Source organism: Streptomyces sp. NPDC058683 (assembly GCF_042716195.1).
Lineage (GTDB): Bacteria > Actinomycetota > Actinomycetes > Streptomycetales > Streptomycetaceae > Streptomyces.
The window spans coordinates 179,627-197,595 of the sequence record NZ_JBHXSK010000008.1 but is presented as its reverse complement, the minus strand read 5'-3'; the positions used below and the strand labels follow the sequence as shown (position 1 = coordinate 197,595).

Here is a 17,969-nt window from a genome sequence, read left to right as displayed (position 1 = left end):
CAGATTTTGCCAGGTCTTCCGGCGCCCGCCTATACCTGTCGGCATGAGCCCCGACCTCGTGACCAAGGTGGCCGACGTCCTCGACGAGGCCACCCGCACCCGTACCCCCTGCGCCCCCGTCCGGGCCCTCCTCCCCGAGGGCGACATCGAGACCGCCTACGCGGTGCAGCGGCTGCACGTGGAGCGGGGCGTGGCCGCCGGCCGCCGCCTCGTGGGCCGCAAGATCGGGCTGACCTCGCCCGCCGTACAGCGTCAGCTCGGCGTCGGCCAGCCCGACTTCGGCGCGCTGTTCGCGGACATGGCGGTCGCCGAGGGGGAGCCGATCGCGCCCGGGCGGCTGCTCCAGCCCAAGGTGGAGGCCGAGGTCGCCCTGGTACTGGGCGCGGATCTCCCGTACCGCGAGCCGACCGTCGCCGACCTGCTGCGGGCGACCGCCTTCGCACTGCCCGCGCTGGAGATCGTGGACAGCCGGATCGCCGACTGGGACATCACCATCGTCGACACCGTCGCCGACAACGCCTCCTGCGGACTGTTCGTCCTCGGCGGCACGCCGGTCCCGCTGGACCGTGTCGACCTGCGCGGGGTCCGGATGACCCTGGCCAAGAACGGCGAGACCGTCTCGCAGGGGACCGGCGCCGACTGCCTGGGCAGCCCGCTCACCGCCGCCCGCTGGCTGGCCGCCACCCTGGCCGGCCTCGGCGACCCGCTGCGGGCCGGCGACATCGTCCTGACCGGCGCGCTCGGCCCGATGGCGGCCGCCGCCCAGGGCGACGAGTTCACCGCGCACATCGAGGGCCTCGGCACGGTCGGGGCCGCGTTCGCCACGGAAGGGGCCGGCGCATGACCACGAAGGCTGCCGTCATCGGGTCCGGGAACATCGGCACCGATCTGATGATCAAGATCCTGCGGCTCTCCGAGACCCTGGAGATCGCCGCCATGGCCGGTATCGACCCGGACTCCGACGGCCTGGCCCGGGCCCGCCGCCTGAAGGTGGCCACGACCCATGAGGGGGTGGCGGGGCTGGTCGCCCTCGACGCCTTCGAGGACGTGTCGATCGTCTTCGACGCCACCTCCGCGGGCGCCCACCGCCGCCACGACGAGGTGCTGCGCGCGCTCGGCCGTACGGTCGTCGACCTCACCCCGGCCGCGCTCGGCCCGTACGTCGTCCCGCCCGTGAACGGCGACGCCCATCTGGACGCCCCGAACGTCAACATGGTCACCTGCGGCGGCCAGGCCACCATCCCGATCGTCGCCGCGGTGAACGCGGTCACGCCGGTCCACTACGGCGAGATCGTCGCCTCCATCTCCTCCCGCTCCGCCGGTCCCGGCACCCGCGCCAACATCGACGAGTTCACGGAGACCACGGCCTCCGCCGTGGAGAAGGTCGGCGGCGCGGCCCGCGGCAAGGCGATCATCGTGCTCAACCCGGCCGAACCGCCCCTGATCATGAGGGACACCGTGCACTGCCTGGTCGGCGCGTGCGACGACGCGGCGGTGACCGCCTCGGTGGAGGAGATGGTCGCCCGCGTGCAGACGTACGTCCCCGGCTACCGCCTCAAGCAGAAGGTGCAGTTCGAGCGGGTGGCCGCCGACGACCCGCTGCGCACGCTGGCCCCCGGCGAGGCCGTGAAGGTGTCCGTCTTCCTGGAGGTGGAGGGCGCCGCCCACTACCTGCCCGCCTACGCCGGCAACCTCGACATCATGACCTCGGCCGCGCTGCGCACCGCGGAACGCATGGCCGCTTACAGCGCCCCGGAGGTGGCGTCCCGATGACCCGTCTGTACGTCCAGGACGTCACCCTGCGGGACGGCATGCACGCCGTCCGCCACCGCTACACCGTCGACCAGGCCCGCACCATCGCCGGCGCCCTCGACGCGGCCGGGGTCCGCGCGATCGAGGTCGCGCACGGCGACGGCCTCTCCGGCTCCAGCGTCACCTACGGCGTGGGCGCGCACACCGACTGGGAGTGGATCGAGGCGGTCGTGGGCGCCGTACACCAGGCGATCCCGACCACTCTCCTCCTCCCCGGCATCGGCACACTCCACGACCTCAAGCAGGCGCATTCCCTGGGCATCCGCTCGGTCCGGGTGGCCACCCACTGCACGGAGGCCGACATCTCGGCCCAGCACATCGCCGCCGCCCGGGAACTGGGCATGGACGTGGCGGGCTTCCTGATGATGTCCCACCTCGCCGAACCCGCCGAACTGGCCCGCCAGGCCAAGCTGATGGAGTCCTACGGCGCGCACTGCGTCTACGTCACCGACTCCGGCGGCCGCCTGACGATGGACGGCGTCCGCGACCGCTTCCGCGCCTACCGGGACGTACTCGACCCCGAGACCGAACTGGGCATCCACGCCCACCACAACCTCGGCCTGGGCGTGGCCAACTCGGTCGTCGCCGTGGAGAACGGCGTCACCCGCGTCGACGCCTCCCTCGCCGGGCAGGGCGCCGGGGCCGGCAACTGCCCGCTGGAGGCCTTCGTCGCGGTCGCCGACCTGATGGGCTGGGAGCACGGCTGCGCGCTGTTCCCGCTGATGGACGCGGCCGACGACGTCGTACGACCGCTGCAGGACCGTCCGGTGCGGGTGGACCGCGAGACCCTCACCCTCGGCTACGCCGGTGTGTACTCCAGCTTCCTGCGGCACGCCGAGGCCGCCGCCCGCAGGCACGGCCTGGACACCCGGGCGATCCTGGTCGAGGTGGGCCGCCGCAAGCTGGTCGGCGGGCAGGAGGACATGATCACCGACATCGCCCTGGACCTCGCCGCAGGCTGACCCGCGGCGACGGGCTGTCTCGATCCCGGTACCGGCGGACGCGCCGCGACCGGCGGCCCCGTTGTCAGTGCCGGCTGACAGACTGGGCGGCGTGGACACTCAACGCCGGGAACTGGCCGCACGCTTCGTCGAGTTGCACCGGGAGGGCTGCTTCCTGCTCCCCAACGCCTGGGACGCGGGAAGCGCCCGCGTCCTGGAGTCGGCCGGTTTCCCGGCCGTGGCCACCACCAGCGCGGGGGTGGCCTTCTCCCTGGGCCGCCCGGACCACGACTACGCCGACACCTCGTCGGACGGCGACCGGGTCGACCGTACGACCATGATCCGCCGGATCGGCGAGATCGCCGCCGAGGTGCGGATCCCGGTGAGCGCTGACCTGGAGGACGGGTTCGGCGCGGCACCCGGGACCGTGGCCGAGACGATCTCGATGACCCTCGCGGCCGGCGCGGCCGGCGGCAACATCGAGGACTTCACCGGCGACCGCTCCCGGCCGCTCTACGACCCGGAGCTCTCGGCGGACCGCATCCGTGCCGCCCGGGAGGCGGTCGGCACGGCCGGCGAGCCGTTCGTCCTGGTCGGCCGTACCGACGTGCTGCTGACCGGAGGACCGCTCGACGAGGCCGTCCGGCGGGCCAACGCCTATCTGGCGGCGGGCGCGGACTGCGCGTTCGTGCCGGGTGCGGCCGACGCCGGGACGATCGGCACACTGGTGCGCGAGATCGACGGCCCGCTGAACGTGGTGATGGGCCTGACCGGCAACGCCCTGTCCCTGGCCGACCTGCGCGACCTCGGGGTGCGCCGGGTCACGGTGGGCGGCAGCATCGCCCGGGCGATGTACGCGCAGCTGCTCGGCGCGGCGAAGGAGCTGGCGGACCGGGGCACCTTCTCCTACGCCGAGCACCAGATCCCGCAGACAGAACTGAACGAACTCTTCCGGCGGACGCCCGAGGCGGGCTGAGCCGGCCGGCCCCGGCGGTGCGCACCTGTCAGGGACTCACCCGTCGTCGCGTTCCTGCCGTTGGCGCCGGTACGCGCCGACGAGGAACACCCAGATCTCGCTGACCGTGGGGAACGGCGCGATGGCGTGCCGGAGCCGCTTCAGCGGGACCTCGCCGGCGACCGCGATCGTGGCCGAGTGCAGCAGCTCGCTGACCCCGGAGCCGACCATGGTCACCCCGAGCAGCACATCCCGGTCCACGTCCACGACCAGCCGGGCGTGGCCGGTGTAGCCGTCGGCGTAGAGGTTGGCGCCCTGGGCGGCGTTGAAGTCGAGGTCGACCGTCTCGACGCGGTGTCCGGCGGCGGCCGCCTGCTCGGCGGTCAGGCCCACCGCGCCCGCCTCCGGGTCGGTGAAGAAGACCTGGGCGACGGCGTGCTGGTCGGCGGTGGTGGCGTGGTCGCCCCAGTCCCCGTCGTCCAGCGGCTGCCCGGCGGCCCGGGCGCCGATGGCGTCCCCCGCCGTCCGCCCCTGGTACTTGCCCTGATGGGTGAGGAGCGCGCGGTGGTTGACGTCCCCGAGGCCGTACAGCCACTCGCCCTCGACCCCGTCGACCAGGCAGGTCGTGTCCACGTCCAGCCAGGAGCCGGGGGTCAGGCCCACGGTCTCCAGGCCGATGTCGTCGGTGCCGGGGGTCCGTCCGGTGGCGAACAGGATCTCGTCGGCCTCCAGCTCGCTCCCGTCGTCGAGCGTGGCGGTCACCGGTCCGGCGGGGTCCGGGCGGCGCAGGGCGGTCACCTGGACGCCGATCCGCACGTCCGCGCCCGCCTCGGTCAGCCCCTGGACGACCAGCTCGCCGGCGAAGGTCTCCAAGCGGGGGAGCAGCCGGCGGCGGGCGAGCAGGGTGACCTGTGACCCCAGCCCCTGCCACAGCGTGGCCATCTCCACGCCGACCCCGCCACCGCCGACCACGATCAGCCGGGCGGGCACGGTGCTGGAGTCGGTGCCGTGCCGGTTCGTCCAGGGCCGGGCCTGCTCGATGCCCGGGATGTCGGGCAGCACCGGCCGGCTGCCGGTGGCGACGGCCACCGCGTGCCGGGCGACGAGGGTCCCCCGGGCGCCGTCGTCCCGGGTGACGGTGACCCGGCGCGGCCCGTCGAGCCGGCCGTGGCCGCGGAAGAGGTCGGCGCCGATGGACTTGACCCACAGCGCCTGCCCGCTGTCGTCCCAGTCGGTGACGTAACGGTTGCGGCGGGCGAAGACGGCGTCGTTGTCGAGCCGGCCGGTGACGGCCTGCCGGGCGCCGTCCACGCGGCGGGCGTCGGCGACCGCGATGACCGGACGCAGCAGCGCCTTGCTGGGGACGCAGGCCCAGTAGGAGCATTCGCCGCCGACGAGCTCCCGCTCCACGACGGCCACGGAGAGACCGGCGGTCCGGGCCCGGTCGGCGACGTTCTGCCCGACCGGGCCGGCGCCCAGGACGATAAGGTCGTAAGTACCGTTTGTATCGGTTTGGTGTGATGCGCTCATTGCTGCCTCGCATGACGATCGGTGCCGGTCCGAGCTGCTGGGTCACCACCTCGGAGGCGGCGACTCCCTGTGCCGTACGGGTCATGTAACCGCTGGACGCGCGGAGTTGATCGCCCTACGACCATACGCCTCACAAAGACCCGCCATAAGCGCAACCTCTGACCGTCCGGCTCCCCTGACCGGCGCAAACGCGGTACGGCCGGGGCGGTGGCGGCGGGGACGGCGCATCGGTCGGCGCGCTTATGGGGGCCATCGGATCCGCCGATGGCGGGACCGGAATCCGCGGCGGGACCGGGCGCTTGTGGACTCCCGTCACCTCACGGACGAGGCGACGGGACGACCGGTTCGTCCCCTGCATTTCATACCTGAGGACATCTCATGGGAACTGTTGATCTGACCGGACGCGTGGCCCTGCTGACCGGCGCCACCAGCGGTATCGGCGCCGCGACCGCGACCCTGTTCGCCGAACGGGGCGCCCATGTGCTGGTCGCGGGACGGGACGCGGAGCGCGGCGAGAAGGTGGTCGCGGCCGTCCGGGAGCAGGGCGGCAAGGCCGACTTCCTGGCGGCCGAGCTGCGGGACGCCGACTCGGTGCGGCAGCTGGCCAGGCGGGCCGCCGAGCTGGGCGGCGGCCGCGTGGACATCCTCGTCAACAACGCCGGCATCTTCCCGTTCGGCGCGACGGCCGAGACGCCGTCCAGCGATGTGGACGCCGTCTACGACCTGAACGTGAAGGCGCCGTTCTACCTGGTCGCCGAGCTGGCACCGGGCATGGCCGAGCGCGGGCAGGGCGCGATCGTCAATGTCAGCACGATCGTCGCCGAGTACGGCCTCGCGGGCATGGCGCTGTACGGGTCGAGCAAGGCGGCGGTCAACCTGCTGACCAAGGCCTGGGCCGCCGAGTTCGGCCCGCGGGGCGTGCGGGTCAACGCCGTGGAGCCCGGCCCGACCCGCACCGAGGGCACGGCCGCCATGGGCGACGACCTCGACGCCCTGGCCGCCCAGGCGCCCGCCGGCCGGCCCGCCGAGGCACGGGAGATCGCCGAGGCGATCGCCTACCTGGCGAGCGACGCGGCGAGCTTCGTACAGGGAGCGATCCTGCCGGTCGACGGCGGCCGCACGGCCGTCTGACGCATCGAGGGGCGCCGGAACATGCCGCCCGGCGCCCCGGCCGAGTCCGGCGGCGTCCCCCGCGGCCGTGTCCGGCGGGGCGCTCGGCCGTGTCCGGTGGTTTCCCGGCCGGCTTCGGCGATGCGGTGGCCGTGTGCGGAGGGGTGGCCCCGATGCGCGGTCGGGCGGGGGCGTGCGGGTTCAGGTCCGTGGTGGACGGTCCAGGGCCGTGATGAAGCGGCCCAGGTCGCGGCGGCGGGAGTCGGACGGCCATACCGCCCAGGTGCGCCGCACCAGCGGGTGGCCGACCAGCGGTGACCAGGTCACATGGTCGGGCAACGGCTGCTGCCAGCCCGGCGGAGCCAGTGCGAAGGCCTGCCCGGAGGCGACCGCGGCCAGCTTCACGTCGGCGATCAGTGCCTGCCCCTCGGGTGCCTCGGGACCGAGATCGAGGCCGTGCCCGCGCAGGATCGCGGTCAGCTCGTCGTACCAGGCGGGGCTTCCGGCCCGCGGGAACCCGACCCACTGCAACGTGCCGAGCGCGTCGAGCGGGATGCCGTCGGGCCCGGCCAGCTCGGCGGCCTGCTCGACGGCGACCAGCACACCGAGTTTCTCCCGTACGACGAGCAGCGCGTCGAACTCCGTCCCCGACGGCCGCTCCCGCAGAAAGCCGACGTCGAGGCCGGCGGCGCGCAGCGCGGTCAGCTGCTCCGCCGTGGACAGATGCCGGGCCTGCACCCGCGTCTGCGGATACGCCTCGGCCAGTTCGGCGAGCGCCGGGTCGAGCAGCCCGGACGGCAGCTCCAGAGGGATCCCGATGCGCAGCGCCCCGCCGCCGGGACCGGCGTACCCGGCCATCACCCGCAGCGCCTGATCGTGCCGCGCGAGCACCGCCCGTGCCTCGCCGGCCAGCGCGGTCCCCGCTTCGGTCGCCCGCACCCCGCTGGGCCCGCGCACCAGCAGCCGCACGCCCAGCTGCCGTTCCAGCCCGCTGATCGTCTGGGACAGAGCGGGCTGGCTCACATGCAGCCGCCGCGCGGCAGCGGACAGCCCGCCCTCCTCCACCACCGCCACGAACGCCCGCAGCTCCCGCAACTCCATACCGCCCATGTCATCACGCCCGCCGGCAGGAGTCACGCGCTTGCGTAATTGCCGCGTAGTCCATCTTTCATTGCGATAACACTTATCTATGACTATCTATCCCAAATGGGAAACAGTGCCGCTTTCCGTGCGTTGGTATGTACGACGGTGAATAACCGGATGGTCTGTATTCGCCGTCGATGGAAACCACCATCGAGGATCGGAGCGCTGTGATGTCACTGACGTCATCCGAACGGTCGTACACCGCTCGTGCGGGCACGGTGAACGCCGAGACCGGGAACCCCGCCGAGCGCGGCGACCGAGCGCGGCACGGCGACCGCTCGGGCGCCCTGCGCGCCGCGGTGTTCGGCGTCAACGACGGCCTGGTCTCCAACACGGCCCTGGTGATGGGCTTCGCCGGATCCGGCGTCCCCGGTGCGGCCGTCCTGTTCGCGGGAGTCGCCGGACTGCTGGCCGGAGCCTTCTCCATGGCCGCCGGCGAGTACATCTCCATGCGCAGCCAACGTGAGGCCTACGAGCGGGAGATAGCGGTCGCCGCCGGCCGGCTGCGCGCCGACCCGGGCGCCCACGAGGCCGAACTCGTCCAGGTCTACCGGGACAAGGGACTGGACGCGGACGACGCCCGGCATGTCGCGACGACCATCATGCGGGACCACGACACCGCCCTGAACACCATGGTCCGCGAGGAACTCGGGCTGGACCCGGACGAGTTGGGTTCGCCGTGGTCGGCGGCGTTCTCCAGCCTCGCCTCGTTCTCCGTCGGCGCCCTGGCCGCCGTACTGCCCTTCCTCTTCCTCTCGGGAACGGCCGCGCTGCTCCTGGCCATCGCCCTGGCGGGCAGCGCCCTGTTCGCCGTCGGCGGTGCGATCGGCCTGCTCACCGGCCGGGCGCCGCTGCGCTCCGGGGCACGCCAGCTCTTCGTGGGCGCCCTCGCCGCCGCGGCCGTCTTCGGGATCGGGCATGTGATCGGCGCCAGAGTCGGCTGACCTCGACCGACAGCACAACCGAGGACCGACAGCACAACCGAACGAACTCATCACGCACGGAGGACAGTCATGCGCAGCACCACACTGGGATCGACCGGACTGCGGGTCTCCCGCATCGCCTTCGGTACCTGGCAACTCGGCGGGGACTGGGGCACCTTCGCCGAGGACGACGCCAGGAAGGCGATCCACCGGGCCCGCGAGCTCGGGGTGAACTTCTTCGACACCGCCCAGGGATACGGCTTCGGCGCCTCGGAGCGCCTGCTCGGAGCCGCCCTGCGGGGCGAACTCCGCGAGCACCGCGACGAGTTGGTGATCGCCACCAAGGGCGGCCTGCGCCGCACCGGCACCGGAGTCGCCCGGGACGCGAGCCCCGCCGCCCTGCGCGCCGGCGTCGACGCCAGCCTGACCGCGCTCGGCGTCGACCACATCGACGTCTACCAGGTCCACTGGCCCGACCCGGACGTGCCGCTCGCCGAGACCGCCGGCGCGCTGAAGGAGCTGGTCGCGGCCGGCAAGATCCGGCACGTCGGCGTGTCCAACTACTCCGCCGAGCAGATGGCCGAGTTCTCCCGCACCCTGCCGGTGGAGACGCTGCAGCCGCCGTACCACCTCTTCCGCCGCGGGATCGAGGACACCGTCCTGCCCTACACCCACCGGCACGGCATCGGCGTCCTGGTCTACGGCCCGCTCGCGCACGGCCTGCTGACCGGCACCCTCGGCGAGGACACCGTCTTCCCCGCCGACGACTGGCGGGCGAAGAGCGAGGTCTTCCGCGGCGAGACCTACCGGCGCAACCTCGGGGTCGTCCACGCACTGGAGGAGTTCGCGGCCTTCCGCGACATGACGGTCAGCCAGCTGGCCATCGCCTGGACCCTGGCCCGGCCGGGCGTGGACGCGGCGATCGTCGGCGCGCGGCGCGTCCACCACGTCGAGGACAGCCTCGCGGCCGCGGACCTCACGCTCGACGAGACCGACCTCAAGGACATCGACTCGATCATGGTGGCGGCCACCCCGGTCGCCGGACCTTCCCCGGAGAGTGTGTGATGACCACATCGACCGAACGGACCGAAGGGACCGGACAAGCGCGAAGGACCCGGGTCGCCGTCCTCGGCACCGGTGTCATGGGCGCCCCCATCGCGCGCAATCTGCTGCGCGCCGGGTTCGACGTGACGGTGTGGAACCGGACCCGGCAGCGGGCCGAGGCGCTGGCCGGCCTTGGCGCGCGGGTCGCCGGGACCCCGGCCGGGGCGGCCACGGAGGCCGGGTTCCTGATCACCATGCTCACCGACGGCGCCGCTGTGGAGAGCGCGATGACCGGGGCCGACGGTGCCCTGACCGCGCTCGGCCCGGACACGGTCTGGATCCAGATGAGCACCGTCGGCGTCCACGCCACCCAGCGGCTGGCGGAACTCGCCGAGGGGACGACCGCGTTCGTCGACGCCCCCGTCTCCGGGAGCTCCGAGCCCGCGGAACGGGGCGAGCTGCTCGTCCTCGCCTCCGGGGATCCGGCACTGCGCCCCCGCGTACAGCCGCTGTTCGACGCGCTGGGCCACCGGACGCTGTGGCTGGACCGCCTCGGCGACGGCAGCCGCTTCAAGCTGGTGCTGAACAACTGGCTCGCGGTCCTGGTCGAAGGCATGGCCGAGACCGTCAGCCTGGCCGGCGCGCTCGGGCTGGAACCCGGACTGGTGCTCGGCACCCTCACCGAGAGCCCGCTGGGATCCCCGTATGCGACGGCCAAGGGCCGGGCCATGGTCGAGCACGACTTCGCCCCGGGTTTCCCGCTGCACCACGCGGGCAAGGACGCGGCCCTCGCCCTGGCGGCCGCCGACCACCGCGGGCTCGAACTGCCGCTCACCGAGGCGCTGCTGAAGCGCTGGGACGAGGCGATCGCGTCCGGCCACGCCGCGGACGACGTGGCCGCGGCCATCACCGCGGCCGGCCCGGCCCGGCTCTGAGCCCGGCACGGCCCTGGGGCCGGCGCGGCTCTGAGCCTGGCACGGCCCTGGGCCCGGCGCGGGAGGACGCGCGGGAGGCCGGCCTGGAGCCCGCCGTGGGAGGGGGCGGGCCGGTGGTGGTGTCCGTTGTTCCCGGTGCCTGCGGTTCGCCCCTCGGGTCCCGGCAGGAACATGGCGTGGGCACGCCGCCGCCGTCACGCGCCCTCGGTTCCCGCACGCCCTTCACGGGCATCGCCCGCCCCAATAGCGCCGCTTGTCCCCTTATCGTCCGCGCACCTAGCCTTACACGGGTGCGCCGAAAGGGAACTCGGCCGACACGTGCGTACGGAATTTCCGTTCGCCGCCGAGCAGAAGAATCCTGACGCGGATTTCCCGGCGCCACGGCACTGCCTTTTCCCGTCCTTCGAAGGAGAAATCCTGCATGGATGTCGAGCCCATCGCGTTGGTAGGGATCGGGTGCACGCTCCCCGGTCGAGTGCACGGGCCGGACGACCTGTACACCGTGCTGCGGGAGGGGCGGGACTGTGTCGAGGAGATCCCCGCCAGCCGCTGGGACGTGGACGGACTCTATGATCCCGACCCGCTGGCTCCGGGCAAGACCTACATCCGGCACGGCGGATTCGTGGACGACGTCGACCGCTTCGACGCGGCGTTCTTCGGAATCTCGGACGCCGAGGCGGTCCGGATGGATCCGCAGCACCGGCTGCTTCTGCAGACCGTGTGGCACGCCCTCGAAAACGCCGGACAGGACCCCGCGGAATTGCGGGGCACCGACACCGGCGTATTCCTCGCGCTGATGAACACCAACAACTACGGCACCCTCAAGCGCGACATCGAAGGGCTGAAGGGTGTCTCGGCCTACGACGCGATGAGCGACGCGAACAGCATCAGCGCCGGCCGGGTCGCCCACTTCCTCGATGTGAAGGGGCCCTGTTTCGCGGTCGACACCGCCTGTTCCGGTTCGCTGGTCGCCCTGCACCTGGCCCGGCAGTCCCTGCTCACCGGCGAGTGCGACTCGGCCGTCGTCGCCGGCGTCAACCTGATCCTCCACCCCGATGTCCATGTCGCCTTCTGCAAACTGGGGCTGTTCTCCCGCAGCGGGCAGTGCCGGGCCTTCGACGCCAAGGCGGACGGCTATGTCCGCAGCGAGGGCTGCGTGGCCGTACTGCTGCGCCGGCAGTCGGTCGCGGAGGAACGGGGCGACCCCATCCTGGCCACCGTCGTCGGCAGCGCGATCAACCACGACGGGCACACGCCCGCGCTGACCGCCCCCAACGGCCGTACCCAGGAGCAGGTGATGCGCACCGCGCTCGCCCGCAGCGGCGTCGACCCCGCCGAGGTCGACTACGTCGAGGCACACGGCACCGGAACCCCGGTCGGCGACCCCATCGAGATGGGCGCCATCTCCCGGGCCTACGCCCGCTCGCGCACCGCCGACCGGCCGCTGTACGTCGGCTCGGCGAAGAGCAACTTCGGCCACACCGAGGCCGCCGCCGGACTCCTCGGCGTCGTCAAGGCCGCCCTCTCGCTGCACCGCGAGACCATCTACGCCAGCCTCCATCTCGACCGGCTCAACCCCAGGATCGACCTCGACGGCGCCCCGGTGGAGGTCCCCACCGAGGCCGTGCCCTGGCCCCGGACGGACGTCCCGCGGCTGGCCGCCGTCAACTCCTTCGGCTACAGCGGCACCAACGCCCACGCCATCCTGCGGGAGGCACCGCGGCCGAAGCCGCGAGGCGGGGCGGTCGCCGCGAAGCCGCGCCCGGCCGAGCTGCTGGTGCTGTCCGCCAAGTCCCCCGAGAGCCTGGACGCACTGGCCGAGCGCTGGGCGGAGTATCTGTCCAGGACCGACCGGGAGACCCTGCCGGCGGCCGTCTTCACCGCCGCCGCCGGACGCGCCGCGCACCGCCACCGCCTCGCGGTGACCGGACGGGGCGGTATCGAGATCGCCAACGACCTGCGGCTGTGGCGGACCCGCCGGACCTCGCCGTCGGTCAGCGGCGGACACCCCGCGAAGCCCGCCAGGACCGCCTTCGTCTTCACCGGCCAGGGCGCGCAGTACCCGGGCATGGCCCGCGAACTGTACGGCGGCGAACCGGCCTTCGCCGCCGCCCTCGACCGGTGCGCCGAACTGCTCGACCCCGAACTTCCCGTACCGCTGCGGCAGTTGCTCTTCGAGGACCAAACACCGCAGGCGCTCGACGACACCCGCCTCGCCCAGCCGGCGCTGTTCGCCGTCGAGTACGCGCTCGCCGCCCTGCTGCGGTCCTGGGGAGTCGTCCCGGACGCGGTGGTCGGGCACAGCATCGGCGAGGTCGTCGCCGCGTGTGTCGCCGGCATGCTCCCCCTGGAGGACGCCGCCCGGTTCAGCGCGGTGCGCGGCCGGCTGATGGGCGAACTGCCGCGCGACGGAGTGATGCTGGCCGTGGCCGCCGACCCGGAGACCGTGCGGGGCTGGCTGTCGGGACGGGAGGCGGACGTCTGCGTCGCCGCCGTCAACGGCCCGCGCGCCGTGGTCGTCTCCGGGCGGGCGGCGGCCGTCGACGAGGTGGCCCGCCGCGCCGAGGCCGCGGGCAGCCGCACCACCCGGCTGCGTACCTCGCACGCCTTCCACTCGCCGCTGATGGACCCGGTCCTGGCCGAGCTGGGCAAGGCGGCCGCCGGGCTGCGTACCACCACGCCGGCCGTCCCCGTGTTCTCCAATGTCACGGGCGAGGCGCTGACCGGCGCGGAGGGCCCGGAGTACTGGAGCCAGCAGGCGCGCCGGCCGGTCCGGTTCCACGACGGCATGCGTGCGGTGGCGGCGCTGGGCTGCGGCGTGGTCCTGGAGATCGGCCCCCATCCCGCTCTGGGGCCGTACATCGCCGAGGCCTTCGGCGACACCGGCGTGACGGTGATCCCGACCCTGCGCCGCGACGGACGGGACACCCGCAACCTTCTCGCCGCCGCGGGTGCCCTGTTCACGGCGGGGGCCGCCGTCGACCTCCCCGCCCTCTACCGGGGCCCGCACCACCGCCGTACCTCCAACGCCCCGCGCTACCCGTTCCGCAAGGACCGGTACTGGGTGGTGCCCGCGCCGGACGCCGGACCCGGCGAGACGGCGGCCGTGGCGGCACCGCGGTCGCAGGTGCCGGCCGTGGCGCCGGCGCCCGTACCGCGGCAGGCCGCCCGCCGGATCGTGCGCCGGCACGAGGTGCGGGCGGGCACGCCCTGGGCGGACCACCGGGTTCTCGGGGCGACCGTCTTCCCGGCCACCGGCTATCTGGAACTGGTCCTCGACGCCTGCGCGGCGGACACGGCCGTCCAGTTCACCGACGTCGACTTCCTGCGCCCGCTGGTCCTGGCCCCCACGCGACCCAGCACCGTCCGGGTCGACCTGGAGGACTCCTCGACCGAGGGCGGCCACCGGTTCACGGTGGCCGGCGACGGGGACGGCGAGCCCCGCTACTGCCAGGGGAAGGCCGGTCCGGCCGAGCGGCGGGACACCCCCGTGACACCACCGGAGCAGCTGCGCGCGGCGATGTCCACGGCACTGCCGGCCGGCCGGCTCTACGGGCTGCTCCGCGAGGACGGCATGGAGTACGGCGCGAGCTTCTCCACCGTCCGCGAGCTGTGGCTCGACGAGACGGGCGGGCAGGCGCTCGGCCGGATCACGGCCGCCCCCGACGGCGCGTCCCCCGTCAGTCACGCACACCGCTTCGCCACCCTGCTCGACGGCTGTCTGCACCTGACCGCCGCCGCGGCGCGGGAGGGCGCCGCCCGGGGCGCCCACGTCCCGGTCGGCATCGGCCGGATGACCCTGCACCGACCGTTGCCCGACCAGGTCTGGGGCCACCTCCGGCTGCGCCCGAACCCCGACGGGACCGCCTTCTCGGCGCGGTTGAGCGTGCTGGACGACTCCGGGAACCTCCTCGCGGACCTCGACGACATCGAGTTCCGGCGCATCGCCTCGCTGACCGGCACCTCGGCCGGCCCCGCCGCACCGGCCGACGGCCGCCCCCGGGAGAGCGGCGACTCACGGGCGGAACTGCGGGCCCGCGTCGAGCCCCTCCCGGCCGCCGAGCGCCGCCAGGTGGTCATCGGCTGGCTCGCCGACGAGATCGCCGACACCCTCGGCCGGATGTCGGCCGAGATGGAGATCGACCTGCACGACCTCGACCCGTCCCTGGCCCTGCTGGAGATCGGTCTCGACTCACTGAGCATCACCGAACTCCAGCGCCGCATCCAGGAGAAGCTCGACTTCCGCTTCAAGGCGATGGAGGCACTGGAGTACCAGAGCATCGAGGAACTGGCGGAGTACCTCCTCCAGCGCGTGATCCTGGCGGACCCGGCCGCCACCGCCCGCCAGGGCTCCTGACCGCCACCCTGCTGCCGATCCCACCCAGAGGGGAAGTGCCGGCCACCGTGTTGAGCCCCGAGCACGTCAACGACTACCTCGACAGCCATCTCACCGAACGCCAGGTCAACAAGATCCAGCACGGCTTCCCGTCCCCGCGGTACTGGAACGAGCTGTCCGTGCCCCTGGACGAGGTCGGCGCGGACCGCCGGCACCTGCGCGCCACCGGCGAGCAGTCCCACGCGTTCCTCTACGTCGGCGTCCCGTACTGCATCCAGACCGACCCCGGGAAGTGCGGCTACTGCCTGTTCCCCGTCGAGGAGTTCCAGGGCAACGCCGCGCTGGAGGACTACTACGGCTATGTGGAACGCGAAGCCGAGATGTACCGGGAGCAGATGGCGGGCTCCGTCCTCGTCGGAGCCTACTTCGGCGGGGGCACCTCCAACCTCTACCGGGCCCCGGTCTACCACCGGCTGATGGACATGGTGCGCCGCCTCTTCCCCGAGATCGAGGACGGGGCGGACCTCACCCTGGAGGGCATCCCGCAGCTCTTCTCCCGGGAGAAGATGGCGGCCATCCGGGACTCCGGGATGAACCGGATCAGCATGGGCGTCCAGCAGGTCAACGAGCGGCTCAACAGCTTCAGCGGCCGCAAGCAGACCACCAAACACGTCATCCAGAGCCTGGAGTGGGCCCGCGAACTCGGCCTGGCCGCCAACGTCGACATCATCTTCGGCTGGCCCCAGCAGACCGTCGACACCATGCTGGAGGACCTGCGGACCCTGGTCTCCTGGGAGGTCCACGACATCACCCACTACGAGCTGAACGTCGGCGGACCCACCGACTTCGCGCTCAACCGCTTCCACGAACTGCCCAGCACCCTGGCCAACCTGGAGATGTACCGGGCGGGCCGCGACTTCCTGCTCGACCAGGGCTACGAGCAGCTGTCGACGTACAACTTCCGCCGCCCCGGGGACCCCGCGGTCAAGGACTTCCGCGAGGGCTACACCAGCCGCGTCGAACAGGTCGACAGCCTCGGACTCGGCTACGCGGCGATCACCTTCTTCGGCAACCCCACGCTCCCCTCGGGCCGTTCGTGGTCGTTCATCAACCACCGCAGCCTGCCGCAGTACAAGGCGGCGGTCGACGCCGGCCGGTTCCCGGTCGAGCGCGGCTTCCGCCACACCCCCGACGACCTGCTGCTGCTGGCCCTCTTCCGGGATCTCATCAGCACGCGGATCGACCGGGCCCAGTACCGCACGGGCTTCGGCGTCGACGTGTACGAGAAGTTCGCCACCGTCTGGGACGCGCTCGCCGAGCGCGGGTACGCGGAGATCACCGCGGAGCGGATCAGGCTGGTCGGCGACGGCGCGTTCTACGTGCCCATGATCTCCACACTGATCGCCGAGGAGCGCTACCGCGAACTGCGCGAGGAGGCCGCCCGGCGCAAGAAGGAGGCGCGCCGGCCCGCCGCCGTGACACCGGAGGCGGGCCGTGACGGCTGAACTCCCGCTGGCGGGCCGCGGCTGCGTGGTCACCGGAGGCTCGCGGGGCATCGGCGCCGCCGTCGTCCGGCTGGCGCTGGCGCAGGGCGCCGATGTCGTCTTCGGCTACCACAGCGACGAGAAGCAGGCCCGCGCCCTCGCCGACGAGCTGCGCGCCGCCCACCCGGAGCGCCGCTGCACCCCGCTGTACGCGGACGTCGCCGACACCGAGGCGGCGGCACGGTTCGCCGCCGCGGCGCTGGACCGGCTGGACCGCTTCGACATCCTCGTCAACAACGCGGGCATCACCCGCGACACCCTGTTCGCACGGATGGCCCCCGAACAGTGGCACCAGGTCATCGGCACCAACCTCGACAGCATGTACACCATCACCAGACCGCTGCTGATGCCCCTGGTGAAACAGCGCAGCGGTGCCATCGTCAACATCGCCTCCTCCGCAGGGCTGCACGGCACCCCCGGCCAGACCGCCTACTCCGCCGCCAAGGCCGGGATCATCGGCTTCACCAAGGCACTGGCCAAGGAGATCGGCACCCGGGGCGTCACCGTCAACGCCGTCGCGCCCGGACTCATCGAGACCGACATGACCGCCGCGATACCCGAAGACCGGGCCGAGTTCCTCAGATCCCTGATCCCCGGCCAGGAGTTCGGCTCCCCGCGGGACGTGGCCCACCTGGTGTGCTTCCTGGCCTCCGACCGGGCCCGCTACATCACCGGGCAGGCCATCGAGATCTCCGGCGGCCTGGTCGTATAGCCCCCTCAGCCGGCCTCCGCACGGTCGCCGCTCACGCGCAGCAGGCCTTCCTGGGCGAGGGTGGCGACCAGCACCCCGTCGCGGGTGAAGACCCGGCCGAGGACCAGTCCCCGGCCGCCGGCGGCCACCGGGGTCTCGTGGGCGCACAGCAGCCAGTCGTCCGCGCGGAACGGACGGTGGATCCACACGGTGTAGTCGAGGCTCCGGGCGGTGGCGTGGAACCACGACACCCCGTGCCGGACCGCGACCGTCTCCAGCATGGTCACATCGCACACGTACACCAGCAGACAGGCGTGGAGCAGCGGTTCGCCGCCGCCCGGCGCCTCGCCCCTGATCCGCACCCAGACCCTCGTCCGCGAGGACACCAGCGCCGGGTCCTGCTCGGCGTCGAAGCTCAACGGCCCCACGAAGCGGGTCTCGTACGGCTTCCCGAGCGGGGCGACGGCCTCGCCGAACGCCTTCGTCAGCCGCTCCTCGTAGGTCGGCAGGTCCTCCGGGTCCGGGACGGCCGGCATCGGCTCCTGGTGGGCGAGGCCCGGCTCCGGGCGGTGGAAGGAGGCGGTCAGCGCGAACACCTCACGGCCGCGCTGGGTGGTACGGACCCGCCGGGTGGCGAAGGACGGGGTGGTCTTCACCCGGTCGACCCGGTGCTCGAAGGGGGCCGTCGGCAGGCCGGGCCGTACGAAGGAGCAGTGCACCGCGTGCACCGGCGGCCCGCCGGGCACCGTACGGCCGGCGGCGGCCAGTGCCTGGGCGGCCACCAGCCCGCCGTACACCGGGGAGGTCCGCTCCAGGGGCGGGCGCCCCAGAAAGCACTCCTCGTGTTCCCGGTGCTGGCCGTGTTCCCGGTGCTCCCCGTGTTCGCCGTGCCCTCCGTCGTCGCGGCCGGGTGCGGGGGCCGGATCGAGGAGGCCGAGCAGTTCCAGCAGTGCGGGTTCCTGGTGCATGGGCCTCGCTTCGCTCGCCTCGGCGACAGTGCTCGGT

Annotated in this window: 14 protein-coding genes; 11 read left to right on the top strand and 3 right to left on the bottom strand. The window is 73.0% G+C overall.

Features of this window, described 5'->3' with window-relative positions:
- Positions 1-43 precede the first annotated feature (43 nt).
- The 4 genes from mhpD to ACFWXC_RS11165 all read left to right on the top strand — a co-directional run bounded on the left by mhpD (position 44) and on the right by ACFWXC_RS11165 (position 3,729).
- A complete protein-coding gene (mhpD, locus tag ACFWXC_RS11180; protein ID WP_384476556.1) occupies positions 44-844 on the top strand; it encodes a 2-keto-4-pentenoate hydratase in 801 nt (266 codons plus the stop codon).
- Entirely contained in the window at positions 841-1,773 is a 933-nt protein-coding gene (locus ACFWXC_RS11175) for an acetaldehyde dehydrogenase (acetylating) (protein WP_384476553.1), read from the top strand. Before mhpD ends, ACFWXC_RS11175 begins: the two co-directional genes overlap by 4 nt.
- Positions 1,770-2,774: a 4-hydroxy-2-oxovalerate aldolase gene (dmpG, locus tag ACFWXC_RS11170; RefSeq protein ID WP_384476550.1), complete on the top strand. Its 1,005-nt coding sequence runs from the start codon at positions 1,770-1,772 to the stop codon at positions 2,772-2,774. Before ACFWXC_RS11175 ends, dmpG begins: the two co-directional genes overlap by 4 nt.
- Positions 2,775-2,865: 91 nt before the next feature.
- Positions 2,866-3,729, top strand: coding sequence for an isocitrate lyase/phosphoenolpyruvate mutase family protein (locus ACFWXC_RS11165; protein ID WP_384476547.1), 864 nt, complete (start codon positions 2,866-2,868; stop codon positions 3,727-3,729).
- Between the two features lie 36 nt (positions 3,730-3,765).
- Here the strand turns inward: ACFWXC_RS11165 and ACFWXC_RS11160 are convergent, their stop codons facing one another.
- Positions 3,766-5,238, bottom strand: coding sequence for a dihydrolipoyl dehydrogenase family protein (locus ACFWXC_RS11160; protein ID WP_384476544.1), 1,473 nt, complete (start codon positions 5,236-5,238; stop codon positions 3,766-3,768).
- Positions 5,239-5,616: 378 nt separating this feature from the next.
- On the opposite strand from ACFWXC_RS11160, the gene ACFWXC_RS11155 reads away from it, so the two are divergent.
- Positions 5,617-6,369, top strand: a complete 753-nt coding sequence (locus tag ACFWXC_RS11155) for an SDR family NAD(P)-dependent oxidoreductase (protein WP_384476541.1) — start codon at positions 5,617-5,619, stop codon at positions 6,367-6,369.
- A gap of 180 nt (positions 6,370-6,549) precedes the next feature.
- Here ACFWXC_RS11155 and ACFWXC_RS11150 read toward each other — a convergent pair whose 3' ends face one another.
- Positions 6,550-7,449, bottom strand: a complete 900-nt coding sequence (locus ACFWXC_RS11150; RefSeq protein ID WP_384476539.1) for a LysR family transcriptional regulator — start codon at positions 7,447-7,449, stop codon at positions 6,550-6,552.
- Positions 7,450-7,661: 212 nt separating this feature from the next.
- Here ACFWXC_RS11150 and ACFWXC_RS11145 point away from each other — a divergent pair, with 212 nt between their 5' ends.
- The 6 genes from ACFWXC_RS11145 to ACFWXC_RS11120 all read left to right on the top strand — a co-directional run bounded on the left by ACFWXC_RS11145 (position 7,662) and on the right by ACFWXC_RS11120 (position 16,985).
- Entirely contained in the window at positions 7,662-8,435 is a 774-nt protein-coding gene (locus ACFWXC_RS11145) for a VIT1/CCC1 transporter family protein (RefSeq protein WP_384476536.1), read from the top strand.
- A gap of 69 nt (positions 8,436-8,504) precedes the next feature.
- A complete protein-coding gene (locus tag ACFWXC_RS11140) occupies positions 8,505-9,479 on the top strand; it encodes an aldo/keto reductase (RefSeq protein ID WP_384476533.1) in 975 nt (324 codons plus the stop codon).
- Positions 9,479-10,393: an NAD(P)-dependent oxidoreductase gene (locus ACFWXC_RS11135; protein ID WP_384476530.1), complete on the top strand. Its 915-nt coding sequence runs from the start codon at positions 9,479-9,481 to the stop codon at positions 10,391-10,393. Before ACFWXC_RS11140 ends, ACFWXC_RS11135 begins: the two co-directional genes overlap by 1 nt.
- A gap of 421 nt (positions 10,394-10,814) precedes the next feature.
- Positions 10,815-14,750 carry a type I polyketide synthase gene (locus tag ACFWXC_RS11130; protein ID WP_384476527.1) on the top strand — a complete coding sequence of 1,312 codons (3,936 nt, stop codon included), beginning with the start codon at positions 10,815-10,817 and terminating at the stop codon, positions 14,748-14,750.
- 35 nt (positions 14,751-14,785) lie between these two features.
- The gene (locus ACFWXC_RS11125) at positions 14,786-16,234 is read left to right on the top strand and encodes a coproporphyrinogen-III oxidase family protein (RefSeq protein WP_384476525.1); all 1,449 of its coding nucleotides are present in this window, start codon (positions 14,786-14,788) and stop codon (positions 16,232-16,234) included.
- Positions 16,224-16,985 carry an SDR family oxidoreductase gene (locus ACFWXC_RS11120; RefSeq protein WP_384476522.1) on the top strand — a complete coding sequence of 254 codons (762 nt, stop codon included), beginning with the start codon at positions 16,224-16,226 and terminating at the stop codon, positions 16,983-16,985. Before ACFWXC_RS11125 ends, ACFWXC_RS11120 begins: the two co-directional genes overlap by 11 nt.
- A 5-nt stretch (positions 16,986-16,990) precedes the next feature.
- Here ACFWXC_RS11120 and ACFWXC_RS11115 read toward each other — a convergent pair whose 3' ends face one another.
- Entirely contained in the window at positions 16,991-17,932 is a 942-nt protein-coding gene (locus ACFWXC_RS11115) for an acyl-CoA thioesterase (protein ID WP_384476519.1), read from the bottom strand.
- Between the last annotated feature and the right edge of the window lie 37 nt (positions 17,933-17,969).